General features: G+C 36.4%; 21 protein-coding genes. 14 read left to right on the forward strand and 7 right to left on the reverse strand.

Going from position 1 to position 21,302, the window contains the following annotated elements; all coding sequences use genetic code 11:
• Window position 1: 1 nt before the first annotated feature.
• Together BUC12_RS11140 and pdxB are read left to right on the forward strand one after the other, a co-directional pair.
• Window positions 2-691 carry an ABC transporter ATP-binding protein gene (locus tag BUC12_RS11140; protein ID WP_062183833.1) on the forward strand — a complete coding sequence of 230 codons (690 nt, stop codon included), beginning with the start codon at window positions 2-4 and terminating at the stop codon, window positions 689-691.
• Entirely contained in the window at window positions 688-1,806 is a 1,119-nt protein-coding gene (gene pdxB / locus BUC12_RS11145; RefSeq protein ID WP_062183830.1) for a 4-phosphoerythronate dehydrogenase PdxB, read from the forward strand. The genes BUC12_RS11140 and pdxB overlap by 4 nt, the downstream gene beginning before the upstream one ends.
• 32 nt (window positions 1,807-1,838) lie before the next feature.
• Here the strand turns inward: pdxB and BUC12_RS11150 are convergent, their stop codons facing one another.
• Both BUC12_RS11150 and BUC12_RS11155 read right to left on the reverse strand, forming a co-directional pair.
• Window positions 1,839-3,245 carry a vWA domain-containing protein gene (locus tag BUC12_RS11150; RefSeq protein ID WP_062183826.1) on the reverse strand — a complete coding sequence of 469 codons (1,407 nt, stop codon included), beginning with the start codon at window positions 3,243-3,245 and terminating at the stop codon, window positions 1,839-1,841.
• 321 nt (window positions 3,246-3,566) lie between these two features.
• Complete coding sequence (locus tag BUC12_RS11155) at window positions 3,567-4,763, reverse strand: vWA domain-containing protein (RefSeq protein ID WP_062183823.1); 1,197 nt, start codon at window positions 4,761-4,763, stop codon at window positions 3,567-3,569.
• Window positions 4,764-5,493: 730 nt separating this feature from the next.
• Between BUC12_RS11155 and BUC12_RS11160 the strand changes: the two genes are divergently transcribed.
• The 3 genes from BUC12_RS11160 to BUC12_RS11170 are packed head-to-tail and all read left to right on the forward strand — an operon-like array spanning window position 5,494 to window position 9,104.
• Entirely contained in the window at window positions 5,494-7,266 is a 1,773-nt protein-coding gene (locus BUC12_RS11160; RefSeq protein WP_062183820.1) for a tetratricopeptide repeat-containing sensor histidine kinase, read from the forward strand.
• A 9-nt stretch (window positions 7,267-7,275) separates the two neighbouring features.
• Window positions 7,276-8,022 (forward strand): LytR/AlgR family response regulator transcription factor, encoded by a 747-nt coding sequence (locus tag BUC12_RS11165; RefSeq protein WP_062183817.1) that lies wholly within the window; start codon window positions 7,276-7,278, stop codon window positions 8,020-8,022.
• A gap of 26 nt (window positions 8,023-8,048) precedes the next feature.
• A complete protein-coding gene (locus tag BUC12_RS11170) occupies window positions 8,049-9,104 on the forward strand; it encodes a winged helix DNA-binding domain-containing protein (RefSeq protein WP_062183815.1) in 1,056 nt (351 codons plus the stop codon).
• 59 nt (window positions 9,105-9,163) lie between these two features.
• Here the strand turns inward: BUC12_RS11170 and BUC12_RS11175 are convergent, their stop codons facing one another.
• Together BUC12_RS11175 and BUC12_RS11180 are read right to left on the reverse strand one after the other, a co-directional pair.
• Window positions 9,164-10,009 (reverse strand): GIN domain-containing protein, encoded by an 846-nt coding sequence (locus BUC12_RS11175; RefSeq protein WP_062183811.1) that lies wholly within the window; start codon window positions 10,007-10,009, stop codon window positions 9,164-9,166.
• Between the two features lie 126 nt (window positions 10,010-10,135).
• On the reverse strand, window positions 10,136-10,972 hold the full coding sequence (locus BUC12_RS11180) for a class I SAM-dependent methyltransferase (RefSeq protein WP_062183808.1): 837 nt from the start codon (window positions 10,970-10,972) through the stop codon (window positions 10,136-10,138).
• A gap of 177 nt (window positions 10,973-11,149) precedes the next feature.
• Here BUC12_RS11180 and BUC12_RS11185 point away from each other — a divergent pair, with 177 nt between their 5' ends.
• The 9 genes from BUC12_RS11185 (at window position 11,150) to BUC12_RS11225 (ending at window position 18,832) form a co-directional block, all read left to right on the forward strand.
• Window positions 11,150-12,055: a class I SAM-dependent methyltransferase gene (locus tag BUC12_RS11185; RefSeq protein ID WP_062183804.1), complete on the forward strand. Its 906-nt coding sequence runs from the start codon at window positions 11,150-11,152 to the stop codon at window positions 12,053-12,055.
• Window positions 12,056-12,589: 534 nt separating this feature from the next.
• On the forward strand, window positions 12,590-13,108 hold the full coding sequence (locus BUC12_RS11190; protein WP_062183800.1) for a hypothetical protein: 519 nt from the start codon (window positions 12,590-12,592) through the stop codon (window positions 13,106-13,108).
• A 33-nt stretch (window positions 13,109-13,141) separates the two neighbouring features.
• Window positions 13,142-14,194, forward strand: a complete 1,053-nt coding sequence (locus BUC12_RS11195; protein WP_062183799.1) for a tyrosine-protein phosphatase — start codon at window positions 13,142-13,144, stop codon at window positions 14,192-14,194.
• 65 nt (window positions 14,195-14,259) lie between these two features.
• Window positions 14,260-14,490 (forward strand): hypothetical protein, encoded by a 231-nt coding sequence (locus BUC12_RS11200; protein WP_062183795.1) that lies wholly within the window; start codon window positions 14,260-14,262, stop codon window positions 14,488-14,490.
• A gap of 89 nt (window positions 14,491-14,579) precedes the next feature.
• Entirely contained in the window at window positions 14,580-15,359 is a 780-nt protein-coding gene (locus BUC12_RS11205) for a radical SAM protein (protein ID WP_062183792.1), read from the forward strand.
• Window positions 15,360-15,423: 64 nt separating this feature from the next.
• A complete protein-coding gene (locus tag BUC12_RS11210) occupies window positions 15,424-16,023 on the forward strand; it encodes an LURP-one-related/scramblase family protein (protein ID WP_062183788.1) in 600 nt (199 codons plus the stop codon).
• Window positions 16,024-16,260: 237 nt separating this feature from the next.
• The gene (locus BUC12_RS11215; RefSeq protein WP_062183785.1) at window positions 16,261-17,448 is read left to right on the forward strand and encodes an MFS transporter; all 1,188 of its coding nucleotides are present in this window, start codon (window positions 16,261-16,263) and stop codon (window positions 17,446-17,448) included.
• Window positions 17,449-17,623: 175 nt separating this feature from the next.
• Window positions 17,624-18,175 (forward strand): NAD(P)H-dependent oxidoreductase, encoded by a 552-nt coding sequence (locus BUC12_RS11220; RefSeq protein ID WP_062183782.1) that lies wholly within the window; start codon window positions 17,624-17,626, stop codon window positions 18,173-18,175.
• Between the two features lie 24 nt (window positions 18,176-18,199).
• The gene (locus tag BUC12_RS11225) at window positions 18,200-18,832 is read left to right on the forward strand and encodes a SagB/ThcOx family dehydrogenase (protein WP_070808629.1); all 633 of its coding nucleotides are present in this window, start codon (window positions 18,200-18,202) and stop codon (window positions 18,830-18,832) included.
• A 73-nt stretch (window positions 18,833-18,905) separates the two neighbouring features.
• On the opposite strand, the gene BUC12_RS11230 is transcribed toward BUC12_RS11225, so the two are convergent.
• From BUC12_RS11230 to ychF, 3 genes are read right to left on the reverse strand one after another with little or no spacing between them, the layout of a single operon-like run.
• Window positions 18,906-19,703 (reverse strand): M48 family metalloprotease, encoded by a 798-nt coding sequence (locus BUC12_RS11230; protein ID WP_062183779.1) that lies wholly within the window; start codon window positions 19,701-19,703, stop codon window positions 18,906-18,908.
• A gap of 39 nt (window positions 19,704-19,742) precedes the next feature.
• The gene (locus tag BUC12_RS11235; RefSeq protein WP_062183918.1) at window positions 19,743-20,180 is read right to left on the reverse strand and encodes a GNAT family N-acetyltransferase; all 438 of its coding nucleotides are present in this window, start codon (window positions 20,178-20,180) and stop codon (window positions 19,743-19,745) included.
• Window positions 20,173-21,276, reverse strand: a complete 1,104-nt coding sequence (ychF, locus tag BUC12_RS11240) for a redox-regulated ATPase YchF (protein WP_062183776.1) — start codon at window positions 21,274-21,276, stop codon at window positions 20,173-20,175. Before ychF ends, BUC12_RS11235 begins: the two co-directional genes overlap by 8 nt.
• Between the last annotated feature and the right edge of the window lie 26 nt (window positions 21,277-21,302).

A 21,302-nucleotide genomic window follows, 5' to 3' on the forward strand; every position in this document is an offset into this window, starting at 1 on the left:
AATGATAGAAATCTGCGACATATCAAAGGATTACGGAAAAGAGAAAGCTCTTAATTCGATATCATTCAGCCTGAAGAAGGGAGAAATCACAGCTTTCCTTGGACCCAATGGTGCAGGAAAAACTACATTGATGAATATTCTGGCAGGAGTATTACAACCGTCCTCAGGAAAGATTCTCTATGATAATGAAGACATTTCTGCAAATCCGGTAAAGATCAAGTCAAAGACCGGCTACCTGCCGGAATACAACCCATTATACGAAGATATGTACGTACGTGAATATCTCGAATACGCTGCTGCATTTTATCTACCTAAGAAAGAAATACAGGGAAGAGTATCTGAAATGATAGAAACAACCGGGTTGAAGGACGAATACAGGAAAAAAATAGGAGCCCTGTCATACGGAAACAAAAAACGTGTGGGCTTAGCTCAGGCATTGATACACAATCCCGATATACTTATTCTGGATGAACCTACTAATGGTCTCGACCCGAACCAACATCAAAAGATAAAAGCATTAATAACAGAAATATCCCCATCCAAAATAGTCCTTTTCTCTTCGCACAGATTTGATGATGTGGAAGGTATAGCTTCGCATTATCTGATCCTCAACAAAGGGAATCTGGTATTGAACGACAGAGCGGATAACATAGCCTCTATTGAAAACAGTTTTTACGATTTAACTAAATGAAGATTATTGCAGATAAAAACATCCCTTTCCTCAAAGGTGTGGGAGAAGCTTTTGGCGAAATAACTTACCTCAGCGGAGCTGAATTTACAAAAGAAAGTATTAAAGAAGCCGATACCCTGATAGTACGTACTGTTACACATTTCGGTGAAGAGATTCTCGATGGTTCGAATGTAAAGTTAATATGTTCGGCTACTATTGGTTACGACCATATAGATACCGCTTATTGCGACAGTCACGATATTACATGGAAAAACGCCCCCGGATGTAACTCAGGTTCGGTACAACAGTATGTAGCCTCGGTACTGATCACTATTGCTCAAAAGAAAGGCTTTTCGCTAAAAGACAAAACAATAGGAATTGTAGGGGTAGGCAATGTCGGCAAAAAGGTGGCTGCTATCTGCGAAGCACTGGGAATGCGCGTGCTCAAAAACGACCCGCCAAGACAGAAAGCCGAACAAAATGACGAATTTGTCAGTCTCGAAACAATCAAAAAAGAAGCCGACATCATTACATTCCATACGCCGCTAACCAAAGAAGGAATATATAAGACCCTTCACTTAGCTGATGCCGTATTTTTTGATACTCTTGGCAAAGAGCCGATTATCATAAACTCTGCCCGTGGCGGTATTATCGATACCGAAGCTATAAAGGAAGCCATACTGAACGGGAAGATATCGGGTGCAATTATCGATTGTTGGGAGCAGGAACCAAATATCGACCTTGATTACCTGAAACTGGTAGATATTGCAACTCCACATATTGCCGGATATTCGGCAGACGGAAAAGCCAATGCCACCCGAATGTCTCTCGAATCGATTGCCGAATTCTGGTCATTACCAACCGATCCTATTAAGAAAGTAACGGCTCCGGCTATAGAAAATCCGGTTATCGACTACAGCCTCCTTGAAGGGAATAAACTGGAACATGCCATACTCAAAACATACAATCCTTTGGAAGACTATCAAAGGCTTTTGAATAATCCTGAACAGTTCAGTACTTTAAGAGGCAGTTATCCATTACGTAGGGAATATTTAGCTTATACTCTTAAAAATGTAAACGACAGGGATTCGCGCATGACCCTTCGTAAACTGGGCTTCAATATAGAAGCGATATAAGGTTTACTTATATCGCCTCGTTTTCCTTCTCATCAAATAACAATCTTTGGTTTAATAAACTCTTTCTCGGTACACTCATCAATAATAGGGGCATAACTCTTGATAATATCAAATGTGCGCTTAAAATCGTCATCGTACCTGTATTCCGAATTATTCAAGAGCAAAACTGCATTATTCAATATCGACTTAGATTTGTCGGTATTATCTGAGGTATATTCACGGGCAGCCGATTTCAACGCATCTGCCATGAATGCGATCGAATAGTTTTTACCTACCTCGGGGTTAGTAATACTCTTTGAAGTTATCGAAAGCTTACGCGAACAAGGAACGGAGATTGTTTCTTTTCCTTTAACGTATGTCAGAGAAACGGAGATTATTGGTGATTTATCTTCACATTTTGTATTCCGGCGAAGCTTTATCAACACAACCCGGGTAGAATTGGCATTAAGGTCGCTCAATTCAAAGTCGACACTACCACTACCTTCCATTTTGGGATTATAGCCATAACATTGCAATATCTCATATCCTTCGGGCAGATTCACTGTCAATTTAGGATTGTTTCCGATATGGTATAAAAGCGAACCCAGCTCTTCGGTAAATACCTTATCGATATCTTCGGTATTATCGCCAAGAAAATAGTTCGTGCCCCTGCCTTCATCCGCCAACTGCCTCAACAGGTCAAAATCAAGAGACTGCCCTACCCCGATAGTCGAAATATTAATACCTCGTTTTGTATACCGATTCGAGTTTTGTACAATTTTTTCGGGATCAATCTCCCCTTGGTTAGTTTCTCCATCCGTAAGTAATATTACCCGCGAATTGGTATTTTCGGCATGACGTTTCAGAGCTTCTGTATAACCCAATTCCATTCCGGCATTAAGGTTGGTCATACCATTTACCGAAATTTGGTCTATCAGGCTTAGTATTTCCTTACGGTCTTTTCCCAGTCGTGTTGTGGGAAGTAATACAGAAGCATCGGTACTAAATACCGAAACGGAAAGATAATCGCCCTCGTTAAGTGCATTGATGAATTTATGCATAGACTTCTTCACTACCTCTATCTTCTGCCCGCGCATAGATGTGCTTATATCAATAACCAGAGCCACATTAACCTGCTTATCACTGCAACGGTGATATTCGGCCGGCTGCGTGGCAACACCAATCTGCAACACCAGCTCATCGGGGTTTGATAATATCGAATTATCATAGTCGATACTTAACGCCACATCTGTCTCCTGAGGGATGGTTATATTGTGTTTATGGTAATTTACAAAATCCTCTATTATGAAATTTGTCTCTGCGGGCATCGAAAAACTATTAACAGAACGGTTAGAAGCAGCCGAACGAATATAATTGAATGAGCCTGCACTTGTACCTACCTGTGCTGATATTGTTGTAAAACAAGCTATTACTAAAATGCTGAATATAAATCTTTTCATTATATTTTATTTATATAAACCGATAATCAAATGGTGACAAAAAGTAAACATAGTTATACATAAAAGTATACACGAGTGTTACATTTGTAGAAGATATGTCACTTTTATAAATATCTGTAAATTAAATAATTAATATCTTTAAAGTGACAAAAGTGACACTGTTTTTTGCCTTTTTATTTTATCTGCTTCTTCCTGTGCTATCATCTGAGACTTTATAGACTTATAATCAAAATATTTCATTCACCCTTTTTTATTTTATAGATAAATTTCTGAAATATTTTATCATTTACTAACAAGCCTTTAGGCGCGTTAGTAAAAACATTACTCAGCTGTATATCCTTTTTCCGTAGCAAATGCCAGAATAGATTTATTAATAGCTATCCCCAGATCAGAATTATTGTTACCTTCTTTCGATTTCTCGTCAATATATGCCTGACGTTTTTTGGCTAATTCTGCTATTTCTTTTTGTATCGAATTTCTTTCCTGTTCTTTTTCGGCAATCAGTTTCTCCAGTTCGGCTGTAGTTTTACCTTGCAAGTCTTTAGGCAGGTCTTCTTTAGCAACTTTACTTAATGCGTCTTTATTATTCTTGGTCATATCCACCAGATCCCAATTACTATTATCGTACATTTTTGACGATTTGCTTACCGCACGCTCTGCATAGTTCGATTTCGATATAGAACTGGCATTCCTATCCTGTGCTATTTGATTATCCTGATATTCTGAACCACGTCTGCCATAACTGATATAAGTACTATTGAGTCGTTCGTTACATCTGCTTATCTCGTCATCATAAGGAGTTTCTATATAAACTACCCGGGCATTAGAATCGATATTGAAGAACTTGCCCCTACCCCTTTCCGCAGCGTCGCGCCAAAGGTCACGGATACCGGTTTCCATATTTCCGCAATGAATGGTATTCACATAAATCTTCTTTTCCAAAGCATTAGGTATGGCTGTTCTGTAAGAAATAGGACCTTGTTCGAATATTTCGTTGCCTGCAATGTAAATAAGCTTTATATCAGCATCGTTAGTCCCCCACTCCAGCTCTTTCGTCGCACGGCTGATCACAGTACCGCAATACTCTTCCGACCCGCTTGTACGCAACTCGAAAAGCTTTTGCGAAATCAAGTCGAGATTCGTAGTTAATGGAGTTATCTGCCTCATATAATTATTATCGGCAAGCCTGCTGCTCATACCGTAAGAATACAAGGCTATTTCTATACGTGGAGTTTCTCCCTTGTATTTCAAAGTAGTAAGTGTATTCACGATATTCCACAGGCGCGATTTGGCCTGTTCTATCAATCCATCCATACTGCCCGACACATCGAGTAGTATTGCTACCTGAATTTTTGTTTCATTACTCCTTTGGGATTCATTTACTTCCCATACTTCCGGTAGTTCCGTTACGGTTAATTCTACCGGATCAGACACCGTTTTTTTAGATGCCGATAAATTACAACTTCCCAACAAGATTGTAAATAGTAAAACTGATAGTGATAATACTAACTTTTTCATAATCAATGTTTATTATACATATTATTTATATGAATCAGTAGTTGAAAATATTCTTTCTTTTCGGCTATTTACTAACGCGCCTAAAGGCTTGTTCTTCATTTTGCCTTGATGCAAAACGAAGCAAAAGATCAAGACTGCGCCTGCAAGTCCGACCCGTTACGTGTTCGAAAGCTAAGACAAATAAAATACGTTTAAGATAACCTCTATTTGTCTTTTAACGCTTTCTTCTCACAACGGGTGCCCCGTGCTTTACGCCGATGTCAGAGCCTGACGGACGCAAGAAAGCGCAATCATGCGTAAGCAAAGGCGCATACAGAGTACAGCCGTTATCTGACCAGTGAGGTAGCCGTTAAAACTAAACTCTGTCTGAGCCTCAAAAAGGCGAGTTTTGTTTAGTTTCGGCGACAAGCGTTGTCAGATAGGCGAAGGCTCGAAGCGCCAATGAGTTTTTGCCTTCTTTTGGGGCTTAGGCCAAAAGAATGGGTAAGCAATCTCTGATTGCGCGCAGTAAATTACACAAATACTTAAAAGAACGCTTTTCAATTACCAATCGGTGTTATTAAGTAACTTTAAAAAGACCTGTGACCTTCCGATTCCTGAACCAAATGTATGTCCTATTTTTATCTGTTTTCGGGGAGAATGGGTGAACCTCAACTTTCAATTGGTGAAATATGGGTTGTAAATATTTAAAAAATCGTTACTTTGGAGTCGTAAGACAATAAAAGAATAGATGTATAAGACAATCATAATAATAGGACTGATAGCTCTATCCCATACCATTTCTGCACAAAGTAACCTGCAGAAAAATGCTTCGTATGACCTTTCGCGTTCATTGGAGCAAGGTGAATCGGATATCAAAATTGCCGAAGGCTATGAAAAGACAGCTAAGGAAATGCTCGCCAAAAAAGATTATACGAGAGCCGAAGACTATTTCAACAGGGCAAAAAAACTGTATGAAAAACTGAAAAACAAAGATAAGATAGCCGAAATAGACCGGGAAATTGCAAAAATGTACGAGGCTCAGAATGAAGTGGAAAAAGCAATATCCAGTTATAATGATGCCGGAAAGGTATCGCGGAACCAACTACAAAAAAGCCTCAATGAAAATGATGCCCAACGGCTTGCAAACAGTTCTAATCCACGTATACAATCCGATTATATACAACAAAACCTGAACCTGCTTGAAAATACAGCAAATACCAAAGACAGGGCTGCCGCTTATCAGCAAATGGCAGATGTCAATATTCAGATGAACAACAAAGTGGAAGCCATAGAAAACCTCAACTATGCTCTGAAAGAAGTAAAAGAGCCGGTGGATGTTATCAAAATAAATCAGAATATAGCTAAAATATATGTTGATAATAAAGACTACGACAAAGCGATTGAAATAAATAAGAAAATGGTGAAAGAGGCTCAAAAATCGAATGATGCATCACTGGAAATAGAGCAACTTCAAAATCTCTCATCCGTATATCTCGACGCAGAAGATAAAAGCAAAGCAATTTCATCGTTACAGCAAGCTTATCAAATAGCTATAGAACAGGGTCATACAATAGACGCTAAGCATACTACCGAATTAATGGCAGATTATTATACGACCAATAAAGAGAGCCGAAAAGCCTTATCAGTATATGCCGATTTTATGAATAAGCTCGAAACCCTTATCAAAGCGGATAGTTCGTTAATAGATGCACAAAGATTTCAGGCAACCGAAGATAAAATAAGCCAACTCGAAAAAGAAAGGGCGCTTTCGGAACAACTGATCCGTAAGAAAAATATAACCAATTATATACTTATAGGCTCTGTAATATTGATACTCGTTTTTCTGATAGTCATATCAAGGGCATTGTACTCCATCAAAAAGAAAAATAAGCGGATAGCCCTGCAATCGCTCCGTCGCGAGATGAACCCCCATTTTATATTCAACAGCCTCAACAGTGTCAACCAATTTATAGCCCAGAACAATGAGCTGGAAGCCAATAAATACCTTTCGTCTTATTCGAAGCTGATGCGGAACATTATGGAGAATTCGAATAAAGACTTTATTCCGCTCTCGCTCGAAATTGAGCAGATGAAAGAATATCTGGATCTGGAACACCTCAGGTTCAAAGACAAATTTTCATATACTATAGAAATAGACTCAACCCTAGATACAGATGCTGTAACCGTACCCAATATGCTTATACAACCTCATCTCGAAAATGCTATCTGGCATGGGCTCCGTTACCGCGAATCAGATGGTTTACTAAAATTGAAATTCGAAAATAAAAACAGATATTTAGAGGTAACTATCGAAGATAATGGCATCGGGCTGAAGAAAAGCCGGGAAATAAAAACAGAACATCAGAAAAAGCATCAATCGAGAGGTCAGAACAATACTCTGGAGCGGATCGGGCTGCTTAACAATCTCTATAATATTCACATTACTATAGAAGTTATAGACAAAGCCGCTCCCGAAACAGGTGTAATAGTAGTACTCCGGTTTCCTTTAACTAAAAAATAAGCACATAGTATGCAAAAAATACGAACTGTAATAGTAGAAGATGAGTCGGCAGCGCGGGAAGTATTGAAAACCTATCTGGGCAAATACTGTCCGCAGATAGAAGTTATCGGAGAAGCCACCGACAGCAGAGAAGCTATACCTCTTTTACATGAATTAGAACCTCAACTCGTATTTCTGGATGTAGAAATGCCATTTGGTAATGCTTTTGATGTACTGGAAGGCTGTAAAGACCTCAGCTTCGAAACAATATTTGCTACGGCGTTTTCAGAATATTCGCTCCGGGCGTTGAATCAGAGCGCTGCTTATTACCTGCTGAAACCCATCAGTATAGAAGAACTGATAGTGGCCGTAAACAAAGTACACGAACAAATAATCAATAAAACAACATTCAACCGGAATAAGATCATTGTTGAAAATTTTCGGGAAACAAAACCCGAAAAACAGCAGGTAATATTACCCACCCTCGAAGGGTTTGAAGTTGTAAAAATGGAAAATATAGTCCGTTTGCAAGGTAATGGAAACTTTACCGATATTTATCTGAATGATAAAACTAAAAAAATGGTATGCCGTTTTCTGAAGCACTTTACCGAAATACTACCCTACCCCTTTATCCGCGTTCATAAATCGCATATAATCAATACGACCTATGTGAAATCATACCACAAAGGATCGGGTGGCTATGTAGTACTCGAAGATAACACCGAAATAGAAATATCCCCTACTTATAAAGACGAGTTTTTGCAGGTTTTTAAGTAAAGCTAATAATTTAAACACACCACGACATGCAAACAATAAGGAATATCAGGCTACAGAGCCAGCACTTGGTCAACCAGAAGATTACGGATATAAAAGAACTGGTTCAGTATATGGGAGCCATACAGGCGCAGGAGTATACTATGGCCAAATGGGCAATCGGGTCAAGGCTCGGCTCAGCTACTGACAAAACCATAGAAGAAGCCTTTAATGAAGGTAAAATACTGCGTACACATGTTATGCGCCCTACATGGCATTTTGTAGCCAATGAAGATATCAGGTGGATGGTCGAATTATCTTCTAAAAGAATAATATCGGCATGTATATCGTTAGGTAAACAATGGGAAATACCCGAAAAGCAGTACTTGAAAGCTATTAACCTGATCGAGAAATTATTAGAAGGAAATAACCACCTTACAAAAGAAGAAATTAAAAAAGAATTCGAACAGCGTAATATTCCTTCCGATATTCCCGAAATAAACCGCTATCTGATGCGTGCCGAAGCTGAAGGCCTTATTTGCAGCGGAGCTGTTAAGAATAAAAAGCAGACCTATGCCCTAATTGATGAACGTGCACCCGCAACAAATACTCTAACCAAAGAAGAAGCCTTGGCAAGGCTGGCTTCGAGATACTTTTTGAGCCATTCTCCGGCCAGTATGAACGATTTTATCTGGTGGTCGGGCTTGCTTATCTCCGAAGCAAAACAAGCAGTAAAACTGATCGAAAAAGACCTTATTTTTGAAAAATTCGAAGGCTCGGAACTTATTATCCACAGATCGGTCGATTATCAGCCTGTTTTAGACGATTCTATTCACTTTCTACCCTCTTACGACGAATATCTGATCAGTTATAAGAACAGGACAAACGTTTTAGATCTGGAGCATTACTCAAAAGCATTCAATACCTACGGCATATTTTATCCTGTTCTGGCACACAATGGAAGGATAGTAGGCAACTGGAAAAAATCGGCAAATAAAAAACAATTGTCTGTAGATACTTCGCTATTTATAGAAATACCGGATATAAAAGAAATTCTGTACGAACAGGCTCATAAGAAATATCACTCTTTCTTAGATAAGAAATAACGAAAAAAGGTAATCATACGATTACCTTTTTTATATATCAGAATCTATTTAGTACTTTTTTAATCTTCAGGTAAGTCTTCAGGCATTACCTTACCCGAACCATATACTTTACGTTCTACATTTGTAGGATTTCCTTTGTAAAATACGCGACCGCTACCGTTGATACGTCCTTTCAGATAGCCCGAGCTGTTGGCATGGATTATACCATTACCGTTCACACCATTATCCGAATTTTCAGATTTCACATCCGAAGCTTTTATTATACCGTTACCTTTCACTCTGAAGTGAGTCAGGTTTGCAACACCGCCTTTAGCTGTAACAGTTCCCGATCCTGAAATAGAAGCCGAAAAACGGGAAGCCTTCACCTCATCCACTTCTACCTTACCCGAACCGCTTATATACAATTCAAGCTCAGGAGACTGCAGCATATCTGCTTTCAGCATACCATTTCCTTTGATATAAACTTTCACCGAACTTCCGGCAATCTGGTTTTGAGTAACCAAAAGGCTCGATCCGAAAACCGAAAGCTTCAGTTTTCCCAGATTCATATCACCGTTCAATACCACTTTAGAGTTTCCTGTCAGTGTTACTTCTTCCAAACTTTTTGAATTGGTATAGATTTTAATATTTGCTTCTTCGTTGTAAAAATTTACACCCGAATTACCGATGTTACTTTTTACCGATAATTCTCCCGACTGGCTCGATATATCTACGTTTTTCATATAGTCTTCGCCTGCTTCTATACGCAAATAAGGGCTTTCGGTAGATTTATTTTCATAAATAACTTCACAGCGTCCTGTTACGGAAAGTTTCGAATAATTTCCGATTGTTCTGATTTCAGACTTTACCTGACTATATGCGCATAAAGTAAGTAAACTGAATAAAATACTAAATGTTAATTTCATAAATACATTATTTGATTGAGTATCTGATAAGAGTGTATTTTTATCGCTTTTGCATAATGGTAAAGCAGACAAAAACTCTTATCAAGTGTTGTTTATTACTGGCAAATATATAAAAATATTACTATTTTACGCTTTCTCACAATCGATTACAACAAATGGAATTGTGAGTTTAAAGCATCCGTCACGCTCAGAAATAGTATCTATATGTTTAATTATTTCCTTGAATATCTCTTCTATCTTATCTTGAGGAACCAACTTTTTCCAACTGCCAAGAAAACTTGAGTTTATTAAGAAATAACTGAACATAGACTTTCCATCCGCAAATTTATACTCGAATTTATCTGTTACAATATTCGTTACTTCAAAAGAGTTGTCATTCAATTTTTTACAAACTTCATCAACAGGTTTTCGCATTTTATAAATATGCCGGTGCATATCTTCAATTTCTTTATTCAGTCCTTTTTCGGATAACACTTCACTCATTATATCATAGAATTCGATCATCGATTCGTTAGTATTCATGGTCAGTACAAATTGTCCCCCACTCTTCGTAATGCGGCTACACTCGTTTAGTGTCTTGTCAAGATCCGCAACATTGTTTATACCATTATTACTGGTAATAAGATCTATCGAATTATCGGGTAAAGGTATATTTTCAGCTACACCCGTAATTATTTCTATATTTTCTATACCATAAATTTTTATCTTTCTCTGTACTTTTTTGGTAGCTGCTTCCCAAGGATCAATTCCATACACTTTACAAGTATCACCAAGACGCATCGCGAGTTCAGTTAAAGGAAATCCGGCACCAAAACCAATATCCAAAGCTTTTATATTTTTCCTGATCGTTATACTATCAAATAACCTGATACCAAATGGTGCTGACCAGAATGGTAATTCGTCCAAGACTTCCAAAAATTCATCAGAATCATAATCGAAAGTGGTATATAAAAATTTATCCATAGCACGAAATATTATATAGTGTTGATTTTCAAAGGTAAATTAATTTATACAATTATCAAGGTCTCATACCTTTTTATTAGTTTTGCTTATAAAACAGCGATAGCAGGTTATAATTTTTGAATAAATATCTTTAAAACCTCGTTTCTGCTTAATACTTTTACAACAAAATAAAAAAATATGCTCCTCCTTTTAGAACCTCAACATTGGACTGATTACGAATTAATAGATTCGGGCGACTACGAAAAGCTCGAACGGTTTGGAAAATATATCCTTTCGCGACCCGAACCACAGGCTGTATGGCAAAAGACATTACCCGAAAGCGAGTGGCAAAGCATGGCATCCGCAAGCTTTAAACGTGAGAAAGGAAAATCGTCACAAGATGGTAATGAAAGAGGGGAGTGGGTACAGAAAAAAGGTATGCCCGACCAATGGTTTATCGAGTATAAATACAAAGAAATGCATCTTAAATTCAGGTTGGGACTTACTTCATTTAAACATGTAGGTATATTTCCGGAACAGGCCGAAAACTGGAATTTTATTTACGATACCGTAAAATCTCTGAAAGTAAATGAACCGAAAGTCCTTAATCTTTTTGCTTACACAGGCGGAGCATCTATAGCTGCAAAGAGTGGGGGAGCGGATGTAACTCATGTAGACTCAGTAAAACAAGTTATCAGCTGGTCGAGGGAAAATATGGAAGCATCATCTCTCGATAATATAAGATGGATAGTAGAAGATGCGCTAAAATTTTGCAGAAGAGAAGTAAAGCGGGGCAAAAAATACAATGGAATTATTCTCGACCCTCCTGCTTACGGTCGCGGGCCCGATGGCGAAAGATGGATACTGGAAGATAATATCGCAGAATTAATGTCACTCTGCAGGGATCTGTTAGAAACAGATAACTCTTTCCTTATATTGAATCTTTATTCGATGGGCTTTTCTTCGGTTATTGCCGAAAATCTTCTTAAAAATTACTTTCCGAATGCCAAAACTATGGAATATGGAGAGCTACTAATCCCCGAAAAATCAGGCAAACGCCTTCCCCTAAGCGTATATGCCCGTATTAAAAATATAAGAAGCTGATTTGAATAAAGTTATAGTAACATATAATTTTTAATTATTTGATATTAAGATATATAAAACTAAACTATTAGTAATTAAATACTTATTTTTTCATCCGGTTTGTGAATAAAATGTTGATAACTGTTGATAGAATTCTGATAAATAAAATTGCATATTTGAAAACTATATTTGTATAGAATATCTATTGAGATTACCCAAATTATTTAACGAAAATTTTCACTTAAGATATCATTAAGTTATCAACAGATATTAACAGTGTATTTGAAAAAACTTTTAAACTCCAAGTTTTATCAACAGATGTATAATAAAGTTTGTAAATTGCACTGAATTATATAGAAAGGATATTATAAGAATGTTTATAACTATAAGATAAGGGATATATCTGCATTTGATAACTCAAAAAACAAGAAATAAAGAATAAAAAAATAAACACTATTAACAGCCTATTATTACTACCATATAAGTTTTTTGGGTTTAAAAAGAAAAAGAAAATATAATATCAATTGTGAATAACCTCATTTTATCTTTAGTGCTATGAAAAAAGTTGTTTTTTTTACTTTGTTTTGTGTTAGTGCTTTTATTTGTTGGTCTCAAAATCCAAAATATAATGTACCGGAAGAGTACAGTTTGGTTTTACCTGAAGATTATTCGAAATATGAACCTCAGATACTCGAAACAATTGATTGGTATCTTTGGAGATCAGTTGCTTTAGATGCGGATAGACAAAAAGAAGCTAGCATATTTTTTATGAAATGGATAACAGGATCACCAACCGTGACTGTGGATATACATATTGAATTTATTAAATATACAACTGAAACTCCCGGCTTATTAATGCCTTTTATAATGGGGTGGGTGAAGTATTCTTTAGAGAATAATTATTCGAAAGACAGGGTAAAAGCATGTAATGCAGGAATAGTGACCGCTGTTAATTATTATAATAAAAACAAGGGATTTCTATCTGAAAATAAAGAGATAAAAAAATATGAGAATCTGATCAAAAAGAATAAATTGGAAAAATTTATAAGCGATGTTTTTTCATCTGCAGAATAATAGATTGAATATTAAAAGAAATACATACTATATATGAAAAAGATTTTTTTAGCACTGACCGTAAGTTCTCTTATCTTTACAGCCTGTAATAATAGGAACAACACTATGGTTAAGGCTGAATACTCGGGAGAGGATATACGTAATTTGATAGATATAACGAGGGATATAGAAACTAAAGATGCATCTTTAAACGTTACAGCTGATGGTAAATGGACTGTCTTTGCCGGAAAATCGGTTGATGAAATAGACTTCTCGAAACCTTTCCTGGAAGGGGAGGGTAGCGGTAATTTTAATTTACAAGTGAATGATACTGCAAGGACTTATTTCCAGATAGTAACTGAAAAAGGAAAAGCTATATTTTCGGATGAACATTTGCCTATGTCGGGTGGATATAATTTCCGCGATTTAGGCGGTATCAAGACCAAAGATGGTAAATATGTTAAGTGGGGTAAGATATTCAGGTCTGACGATCTTCATAACCTTACAGATGCCGATTTGAAATATCTGAATAATATACCTTTGGTATCAATTGTTGATTTTCGTGCACAGGATGAAATAGAAAAAGGGCCCGATAAAGTGCCTGCATCCGTGAAAGAAGATTATGCTTTGAGTATTTCTCCTGGCGATATTTTAGCTGCCGCTTCTTCTCCTGATGGTTTGACTACAGAACAGGCTAGTAATATAATGGTAAAAATGAATGAGATACTTGTTACTGATTCGGCTTGTGTAGCTCAGTATAAAAAGTTTTTCGATTTACTTCAAAACGAAGCTAATGTACCTTTGATGTTTCATTGTTCAGCAGGCAAAGACCGTACCGGTATGGGCTCTGCTCTTATTTTATCGGCATTGGGAGTAGAAGAAAACGTTATTATGGATAATTATCTGCAATCTAATATTTATCTGGCTAATAAGTATGCAGGATATATAGCCGAAAGACCCGCTTTAAAGCCGTTTTTCGAAGTTAAACCCGAATACCTGAAGGCTGGATTGGATAAGATAAAAAAAGATCATGGAAGCATCGAAAATTATCTGACCAATGTTCTAAATGTGGATATACAAAAAATGAAAGATATGTATTTGTATTGATTTAAGGTTCTAATATTGTATAGAATTAGGATATTTACAAATATATTATATTATTCTTGTATAGAATGAAAATATATACACTTATATATCAAAAACCGTTACGTGTAAAAACGTATTCGTCACTTGTTGCACTGTTCGAAGATAATTCTCAGGAACAATTAGGTGTAAGTAAGGCAAAACTCGACCGGTTCGATTTCGACAGTACTTATTATGTAAGTACACGGGTTATTATTACACGATCGGTTCCCTTATCGTCGGGCGATGTAAGAAGGAAAAAATCAGAAGAAAGGTTATAATTTAATTTATTGTTATTAAATAAAAGTAATTAACTGATTATCAGTTTTAGAATACTTATATTTGCACAATTATTCAGATAAAAGAGATAATGTCAACCATATTGTTCGATCAGATAGTTTTTGGTCCTATTCATAGTAGAAGGTTAGGTAGTTCGTTAGGTGTCAATTTATTGCCTTTTGATGGAAAAGTATGTTCGTTCGATTGTATTTATTGCGAATGCGGATATAATGAAGATGGGCGTACCAAAACTTCGCTTCCTACACGTGAAGATGTAAAAGCAGCTCTCGACCATAAGCTTCACCAACTCAGGGAAGAGAATATTTCTATAGATGTAATTACATTTGCCGGTAATGGCGAACCTACTCTACATCCTCATTTTTCGGGTATAATAGACGATACTATAGATTTAAGGAATAAACTTTATCCCGAAGCTAAAATAAGTGTACTGACCAATGCTATGCATATAAACAAAGTGGGTATATTTGAGACTCTTAAAAAAGTGGATAATAATATTCTTAAACTCGATTCGGCATTTATAGAAACAGTTCGTTTGATAGATCAACCGGCTGCTCCCAGCTATAGTATAGAAAGGCAGATAGAATTATTTAAAAAGTTTGAAGGAAATTTTATTCTTCAGACAATGTTTTTAAAAGGTTCTCATAATGGAAAAAGTATAGATAATACATCACCCCGTGAAATAGAGGCATGGCTGAAGATAATAGAGATAACCAAGCCTAAGGAAGTGATGATCTATACCATTGACAGAGAAACACCTGAGAAAAATTTAGAAAAAGTATCTGTTGAAAAATTACGTGAAATTGGAACAGAAGTACAGAAATTAGGAATAAAAGTAAATATAGCAGGTTAGAATCAGGATTTTTTATAATTTTGTCGCACATATTGAACAACAGTAATTTATACACACATTTATTATGGATAATAATTTTCCTCAGTTTTTCGAAACTAATGAGTATTTTATAGATCAGAAAGTAAATTTCTTCAAATTTGAAGCTGAATATAAGGTATTTAATCAAGAAGGTAACCAAATCGGACTTATCAGACAAAGAATTTCTACAGGGCATAAACTATTGCGCCTGATTTTAGGTAAAGCTATGATGCCTTTCCTTCTCGAAATCGTAGATGTTAATGGTAATACTCTGGCAGTAATAAAGAGAGGCTGGACTTTCTTTATGTCTGAGATTGCAGTATTGGATGGTCACAATCAGTTATTGGGTCTGATCAAACAAAAATGGGCGTTTTTGAAACCTACATTCCATATTATGGATGCTAAACGCAGTAAAATTGCTCAGATTAAAGGAGACTGGAAAGGATGGAACTTCGTTATATCTGCTCCGGATGAATCACCTATCGGTACTATTAACAAAAAATGGGCTGGTGCGATGAAAGAAGTATTCACTACAGCTGATAAATACAATGTATCGATAAAAGAAGAATATCAGGAAAATACCGATAAGATTGTTGTGGTTTCCACAGCGATTACTATCGATATGGTACTGAAAGAATCTAAATAAGAATCAGGGTATTCAACTCTATAATGTAAAAGAGGCTATTCAAATTTATTTTTTGAATAGCCTCTTGTTTTTACTATAAATATTTGATTATTAGTATAATAAATATATATATGAGGTATAATCTATGGCTTATGTAGTATATGGACAAATGAATAACTGAAAATAATTTGTTCTTAGTTTATATGTAAACTATATTTATGCCCGAATTGTAACTATTATCAGATAACAATACTAATTATGCAAAATAATCACCGTCCGCCATTATGGACAGCCGATTTTATTCTGGTGTTCGCATCCAACCTGCTTATGTTTTTTTCATTTTACATGCTCGTTCCTATCTTACCATTCTATCTTTTGGAAAATCTGGGAACAAGCCGGTCTACTGCAGGGATAGTACTTTCGCTTTATACCATTGCAGCATTATTTATCCGTCCATTTTCAGGATTTTTAGTCGATTCGTTCAGTCGCAAGCCACTTTATCTAATTTGTTATGGTTTTTTCAGCATTATATTTGCCGGGTATGTTGTGGCAACTATGCTTTTTTTCTTCATTATCCTTCGTATACTTCACGGATTTGCTTTCGGTATTAATACTGTTAGTGGTAGTACCGTAGCCGTAGATATTATGCCATCCGAACGTCGGGGTGAGGGGATAGGCTATTATGGTATGGCTGCGAGTGTTGCTATGGCTGTTGGGCCTGTTATGGGCTTATGGCTGTACAAAAATTATACCTTCGATGTTATTTTTCTGGCTGCATTTTCAGCCAGTATAATAGGTTTTATCACAATACTCTTCATCAAACCTATAAAGAAAGAACATTCTGGTACGATCGATAAGATGACTTTATCATGGGACAGGTTCATTCTTCTTAAGGCATTGCCTTGTGTGGCTCTTCTTTTTCTTATGGGCTTTGGCTATGGTGCGGTATCTAATTTTATAGGCTTGTATTCGGGTCAGGTAAGTTACGATGGTAATGCCGGAATTTTCTTTATAATACTTTCTGTTGGCATCCTGTTGGCACGTTTGCTTTCGGCTCGTGTTATCAACGATGGTAAGGTAGTCCGTACTATTTATGTAGGCAGTGCTCTGCTTATACTGGCTTTTGGCCTTTTTGTAGTGTGTGATAATCCCGTGTTGTATTATATTATTGCATTGCTTTTGGGGGCAGGTTACGGGCATATCAATCCGGCTTTCCAGAGTATGTTTATAAGTTTGTCAAAGCATAACCAACGTGGCACAGCTAACGCTACTTATTTCACATTTTGGGATATGGGTATTGGTCTGGGTATAGCGGTAGGAGGCTACATTATCGAAAAGCTCGATTTCGGGTGGATGTTTGGATTATCTTCCACGCTCATAATAATAGGTACTGTTTACTTTGCACTGGTTTCGTCATCTTATTACCGCAAAAATAAATTGGTGTAACAGTTTATATCAGTAATATATACAGAAATAATTTATGAGGAAGCTGTTGTAGGGAATAGCTTCTTTTTGTTTTTTAACACAGCTATTTAAAAGATAATAGATAACTTTATAAAAACTTTATGGTCTGCGAGACCTAATTGATGTCAAATTTTAAATAAAAATCACAATCAACATTATGGTTACAATAGTATTTAGCCATCCATGGCACGGTAGTTTTAATAAAGCAATACTGGATGTAGTAACACAAAAGCTGGATAAAGAAAATAAAGCTTATGAGCTAATTGATTTACCTAAGGATAATTTTAATCCGGCTCTTACTGAGGCTGATTTAGCTCTTTATAGTAGAGGTCAATCAGCTGATCCGCTTGTAGCTAAATACCAGAATATGCTGAAAAAATCAGACGAAGTTATCTTTATATTTCCTATTTGGTGGGGAACTATTCCTGCTATATTAAAAGGATTTTTTGATAAAGTGCTGCTGGTTAATTTTTCGCATAATTATGAAAACGGATGGACTCCTTTGCTCAAGATAAATAAAGCAACAGTTATCTCGACTTCGGAAAGTCCCGGCGATAATTTCAGAAATTCGATAGAGAATGTTTTTATAAAGGATATGTTGAATTCGGTAGGAATTAGTAATGCGAATTGGCATAATAATTCTCAGACCAGTTATGGTACTGACGAACAACGGCAAGCGTTTTTGAAAAAAATAGAAGAACTAGTCTAAGTTTATTTAATAATAAAATCCGGTATGAAATATATTTATACAACTTTACTTGCATTGGGCTTGTGTTTTACTTCATATGCCCAGAATATTCAGTTGAATGCTCCTGTAAAGACAGGAGGAGTTAGCATCATGGAAGCATTTGCTCTCAGACAGTCCAATGTATCTTACATTGATAAAGAAGTCGATTTAGGCGATTTGTCGAACCTTTTATGGGCTGCGAATGGTATTAATAGGGAGAATGGTAAAAAGACCGCTCCATCGGCTCAAAATAGCCAGGATATCGATATATACGTATCACTTGCTAAGGCTGTTTATAAATATGATGCTTCTAATAATAGTCTGGAATTTATAGCAGAGGGAGATTTTCGTAGTTTAGCCGGAGGAAAAAAGGGTGAAGCATTGCCTCCATGCGTACTTTATTTGGTCGCAGATGCTTCTAAGTACAGAGCATCGGCATATAATACTATGGAACATATAACCGATATGGGTAAGGTGGATGCAGGTATTGTGTCGCAAAATATAGGATTATTCTGTGCCGGAATGGGTTTGGGTACTAAACCCAGAGCCAGTATGAATCAAGCTGAATTAAGAAAAGCTTTGAAACTAAGTGAAAGTCAATCATTGATTCTAAATCATCCGATCGGATATTTAAAATAATAACAAAAGGGAAATCATTAACGAGATTTCCCTTTTATTTTATTTATGTAGAGTTACAAAAAGATCTGAGATCTTATTTTTTCTTATTCAGATTTTCAATTCTTTTTTTCAGGTCGGGATGGCTTGAGAAAAGTTTTTGATATTTACTTTGTTCAGCACTTCCTGCTTCTTCCTGAAGTTTTAATAGAACACCTAGAGCTGAAGCCATATTTGAAGGGTCTTTACCCATTTGTTTTAATAACTCGAAACCAAACGCATCGGCAGCCGATTCTTGTTTTTGAGAAAATTGAGCATTGCTCATCGATTCAGCTAAGTCTCCTAATTGTGAGTCGGTTAGTTTTGCGGCAGTAGAACCCGAAACAGATCCGGCTGCGTCTTTAAGTGCCGAAACACGTAATGCTGTAACGAAAGCGTCTTTTGAGTCTTTATTTACAACGTGGCCGATTTCGTGACAGATTACTCCTAAAACCTGATCATCGGTCATTTCGTCCATCAATGCTGCGAATACCCGGATGCTACCATTTGCGCAAGCAAAAGCATTTACATCTATTACATAATAAGGTTGTATATCTAGATTGTATTGTTGAACGTAATTAGAAGGTACATTCGAAACAATACCGGCTAATCTTTGGGCACAGGCTTTTCTTCCTGCACTTTTGTCGTCTGTTTTACATAGAGGATTGTGTGTATCCATCCATTGGATGTATTCGTTACAATATTCGTTTATTTCTGCGTCAGAAATAGTAAAAGATTTTGCTGCTTTAGTTGCTGCGTCAGTTAGTTTACCTGTTTTGATTTTACTTCCGAATTGGGCATGTGCTCCAAAACTGCATACAGCTATAAAACTGAGGGCAAGGATAAATTTTTTCATGTGTTTGGTGTTGTTTTAGTTATTAATTAAAAAGAGAAATTACAGTTTCATATATAGTATCGGATAATGTTTACCTTCCGAGTCGTATTGCGAACGATCTATTTCACTGAATCCAGAATTTTTATAGAAAGCCAAAGCTTGTTTATTTTGTTCATTGACGTCTACTTTTTTGATTTGTAGATTATCAATTGCAAACCCGAGCAAAGCTTTACCTATACCTGACCCTCTGTACTGATTATCTATAAATAACATTTCTATTTTATCTTCCGACACTCCTAGAAATCCTTTTATGGTATTATCAGTTTCTGTGTAAATAAATAGTTTTACATGATCAAAATAGATAGGTAACCGGGATTTATAATATAAAAAATCTTCTTCACTGAGAAAGTCGTGAGTAGCCAGTACTGCACTTTCCCATATAGCAAGAAGTGTATTGTAATCTGCTTTGGTTGCTTTTTTTATTCCGGTATTACACATTAAATCTAAAATGCATAATATCACCATCTTCGGCAACATATTCTTTGCCTTCTACGTTCATTTTTCCGGCTTCCTTACAAGCTGCTTCAGAGCCAAGTGTTATAAAATCGTTATATTTTATAACTTCTGCACGGATAAATCCTTTTTCGAAATCGGTATGTATGACACCTGCACATTGAGGAGCTTTAAAGCCTTTTGTAAACGTCCAGGCGCGAACTTCCTGTACTCCGCAAGTAAAGTATGTAAGAAGGCCTAAAAGGTCGTAAGCGGCTTTAATAAGACGTGCTACACCTGATTCTTCCAATCCTATTTCGGAAAGAAACATCTGACGTTCTTCATAAGATTCAAATTCCGCTATTTCAGATTCTATTTTAGCTGCTACGATCAATATATCCGCATCTTCTTCTTTAATTGCTTCGCGAACCTGATCTACATATTTATTTCCTTTTGTAGCACTTGCTTCGTCTACATTACACACATAAAGTACTGGTTTGTAAGTAAGCAGGTATAATTCTTTAGCTATTTTCTGGTCTTCTTTACTTTCGAATGTTACTGTACGGGCTGATTTGCCTTGTTCCAGAGCTTCTTTAAATTGTAATAATATATCGTAGGCTCTTTTCGCATCTTTATCGCCGCCTGTTTTAGCTTGTTTTTCTACTTTTTGTATGCGGGATATTACAGTTTCAAGGTCTTTTAACTGTAATTCTATATCGATGATTTCTTTATCTCTAACCGGATTTACACTGCCATCTACGTGGGTGATATTATCATCATCAAAACAACGCAGTACATGTAGTATTGCATCTGTTTCGCGTATATTGGCTAAGAACTTATTACCAAGTCCTTCTCCTTTACTGGCTCCTTTAACAAGTCCTGCAATATCAACTATTTCTACAGTTGTGGGAACAATACGATTTGGTTTTACCAATTCGGCCAGTTTATTTAAACGTTCATCCGGAACGGTAATTACACCTACGTTAGGTTCTATTGTACAAAAAGGAAAGTTCGCAGACTGAGCCTTTGCATTTGATAAGCAATTAAAAAGAGTTGATTTTCCAACGTTAGGGAGTCCCACTATGCCACACTGTAGAGCCATTATTTATTTTTTATTTATGATTCGAG

Origin of the sequence: Indolivaga macrotermitis (genome assembly GCF_900128985.1) — a bacterium.
Classification (GTDB): domain Bacteria; phylum Bacteroidota; class Bacteroidia; order Bacteroidales; family Dysgonomonadaceae; genus Dysgonomonas_A; species Dysgonomonas_A macrotermitis.

Coding starts and splice junctions, on each gene's coding strand:
- BUC12_RS11140 (WP_062183833.1), top strand. CDS start 2: ATGATAGAAATCTGCGACATATCAAAGGATTACGGAAAAGAGAAAGCT.
- pdxB (WP_062183830.1), top strand. CDS start 688: ATGAAGATTATTGCAGATAAAAACATCCCTTTCCTCAAAGGTGTGGGA.
- BUC12_RS11150 (WP_062183826.1), bottom strand. CDS start 3,245: ATGAAAAGATTTATATTCAGCATTTTAGTAATAGCTTGTTTTACAACA.
- BUC12_RS11155 (WP_062183823.1), bottom strand. CDS start 4,763: ATGAAAAAGTTAGTATTATCACTATCAGTTTTACTATTTACAATCTTG.
- BUC12_RS11160 (WP_062183820.1), top strand. CDS start 5,494: ATGTATAAGACAATCATAATAATAGGACTGATAGCTCTATCCCATACC.
- BUC12_RS11165 (WP_062183817.1), top strand. CDS start 7,276: ATGCAAAAAATACGAACTGTAATAGTAGAAGATGAGTCGGCAGCGCGG.
- BUC12_RS11170 (WP_062183815.1), top strand. CDS start 8,049: ATGCAAACAATAAGGAATATCAGGCTACAGAGCCAGCACTTGGTCAAC.
- BUC12_RS11175 (WP_062183811.1), bottom strand. CDS start 10,009: ATGAAATTAACATTTAGTATTTTATTCAGTTTACTTACTTTATGCGCA.
- BUC12_RS11180 (WP_062183808.1), bottom strand. CDS start 10,972: ATGGATAAATTTTTATATACCACTTTCGATTATGATTCTGATGAATTT.
- BUC12_RS11185 (WP_062183804.1), top strand. CDS start 11,150: ATGCTCCTCCTTTTAGAACCTCAACATTGGACTGATTACGAATTAATA.
- BUC12_RS11190 (WP_062183800.1), top strand. CDS start 12,590: ATGAAAAAAGTTGTTTTTTTTACTTTGTTTTGTGTTAGTGCTTTTATT.
- BUC12_RS11195 (WP_062183799.1), top strand. CDS start 13,142: ATGAAAAAGATTTTTTTAGCACTGACCGTAAGTTCTCTTATCTTTACA.
- BUC12_RS11200 (WP_062183795.1), top strand. CDS start 14,260: ATGAAAATATATACACTTATATATCAAAAACCGTTACGTGTAAAAACG.
- BUC12_RS11205 (WP_062183792.1), top strand. CDS start 14,580: ATGTCAACCATATTGTTCGATCAGATAGTTTTTGGTCCTATTCATAGT.
- BUC12_RS11210 (WP_062183788.1), top strand. CDS start 15,424: ATGGATAATAATTTTCCTCAGTTTTTCGAAACTAATGAGTATTTTATA.
- BUC12_RS11215 (WP_062183785.1), top strand. CDS start 16,261: ATGCAAAATAATCACCGTCCGCCATTATGGACAGCCGATTTTATTCTG.
- BUC12_RS11220 (WP_062183782.1), top strand. CDS start 17,624: ATGGTTACAATAGTATTTAGCCATCCATGGCACGGTAGTTTTAATAAA.
- BUC12_RS11225 (WP_070808629.1), top strand. CDS start 18,200: ATGAAATATATTTATACAACTTTACTTGCATTGGGCTTGTGTTTTACT.
- BUC12_RS11230 (WP_062183779.1), bottom strand. CDS start 19,703: ATGAAAAAATTTATCCTTGCCCTCAGTTTTATAGCTGTATGCAGTTTT.
- BUC12_RS11235 (WP_062183918.1), bottom strand. CDS start 20,180: ATGTGTAATACCGGAATAAAAAAAGCAACCAAAGCAGATTACAATACA.
- ychF (WP_062183776.1), bottom strand. CDS start 21,276: ATGGCTCTACAGTGTGGCATAGTGGGACTCCCTAACGTTGGAAAATCA.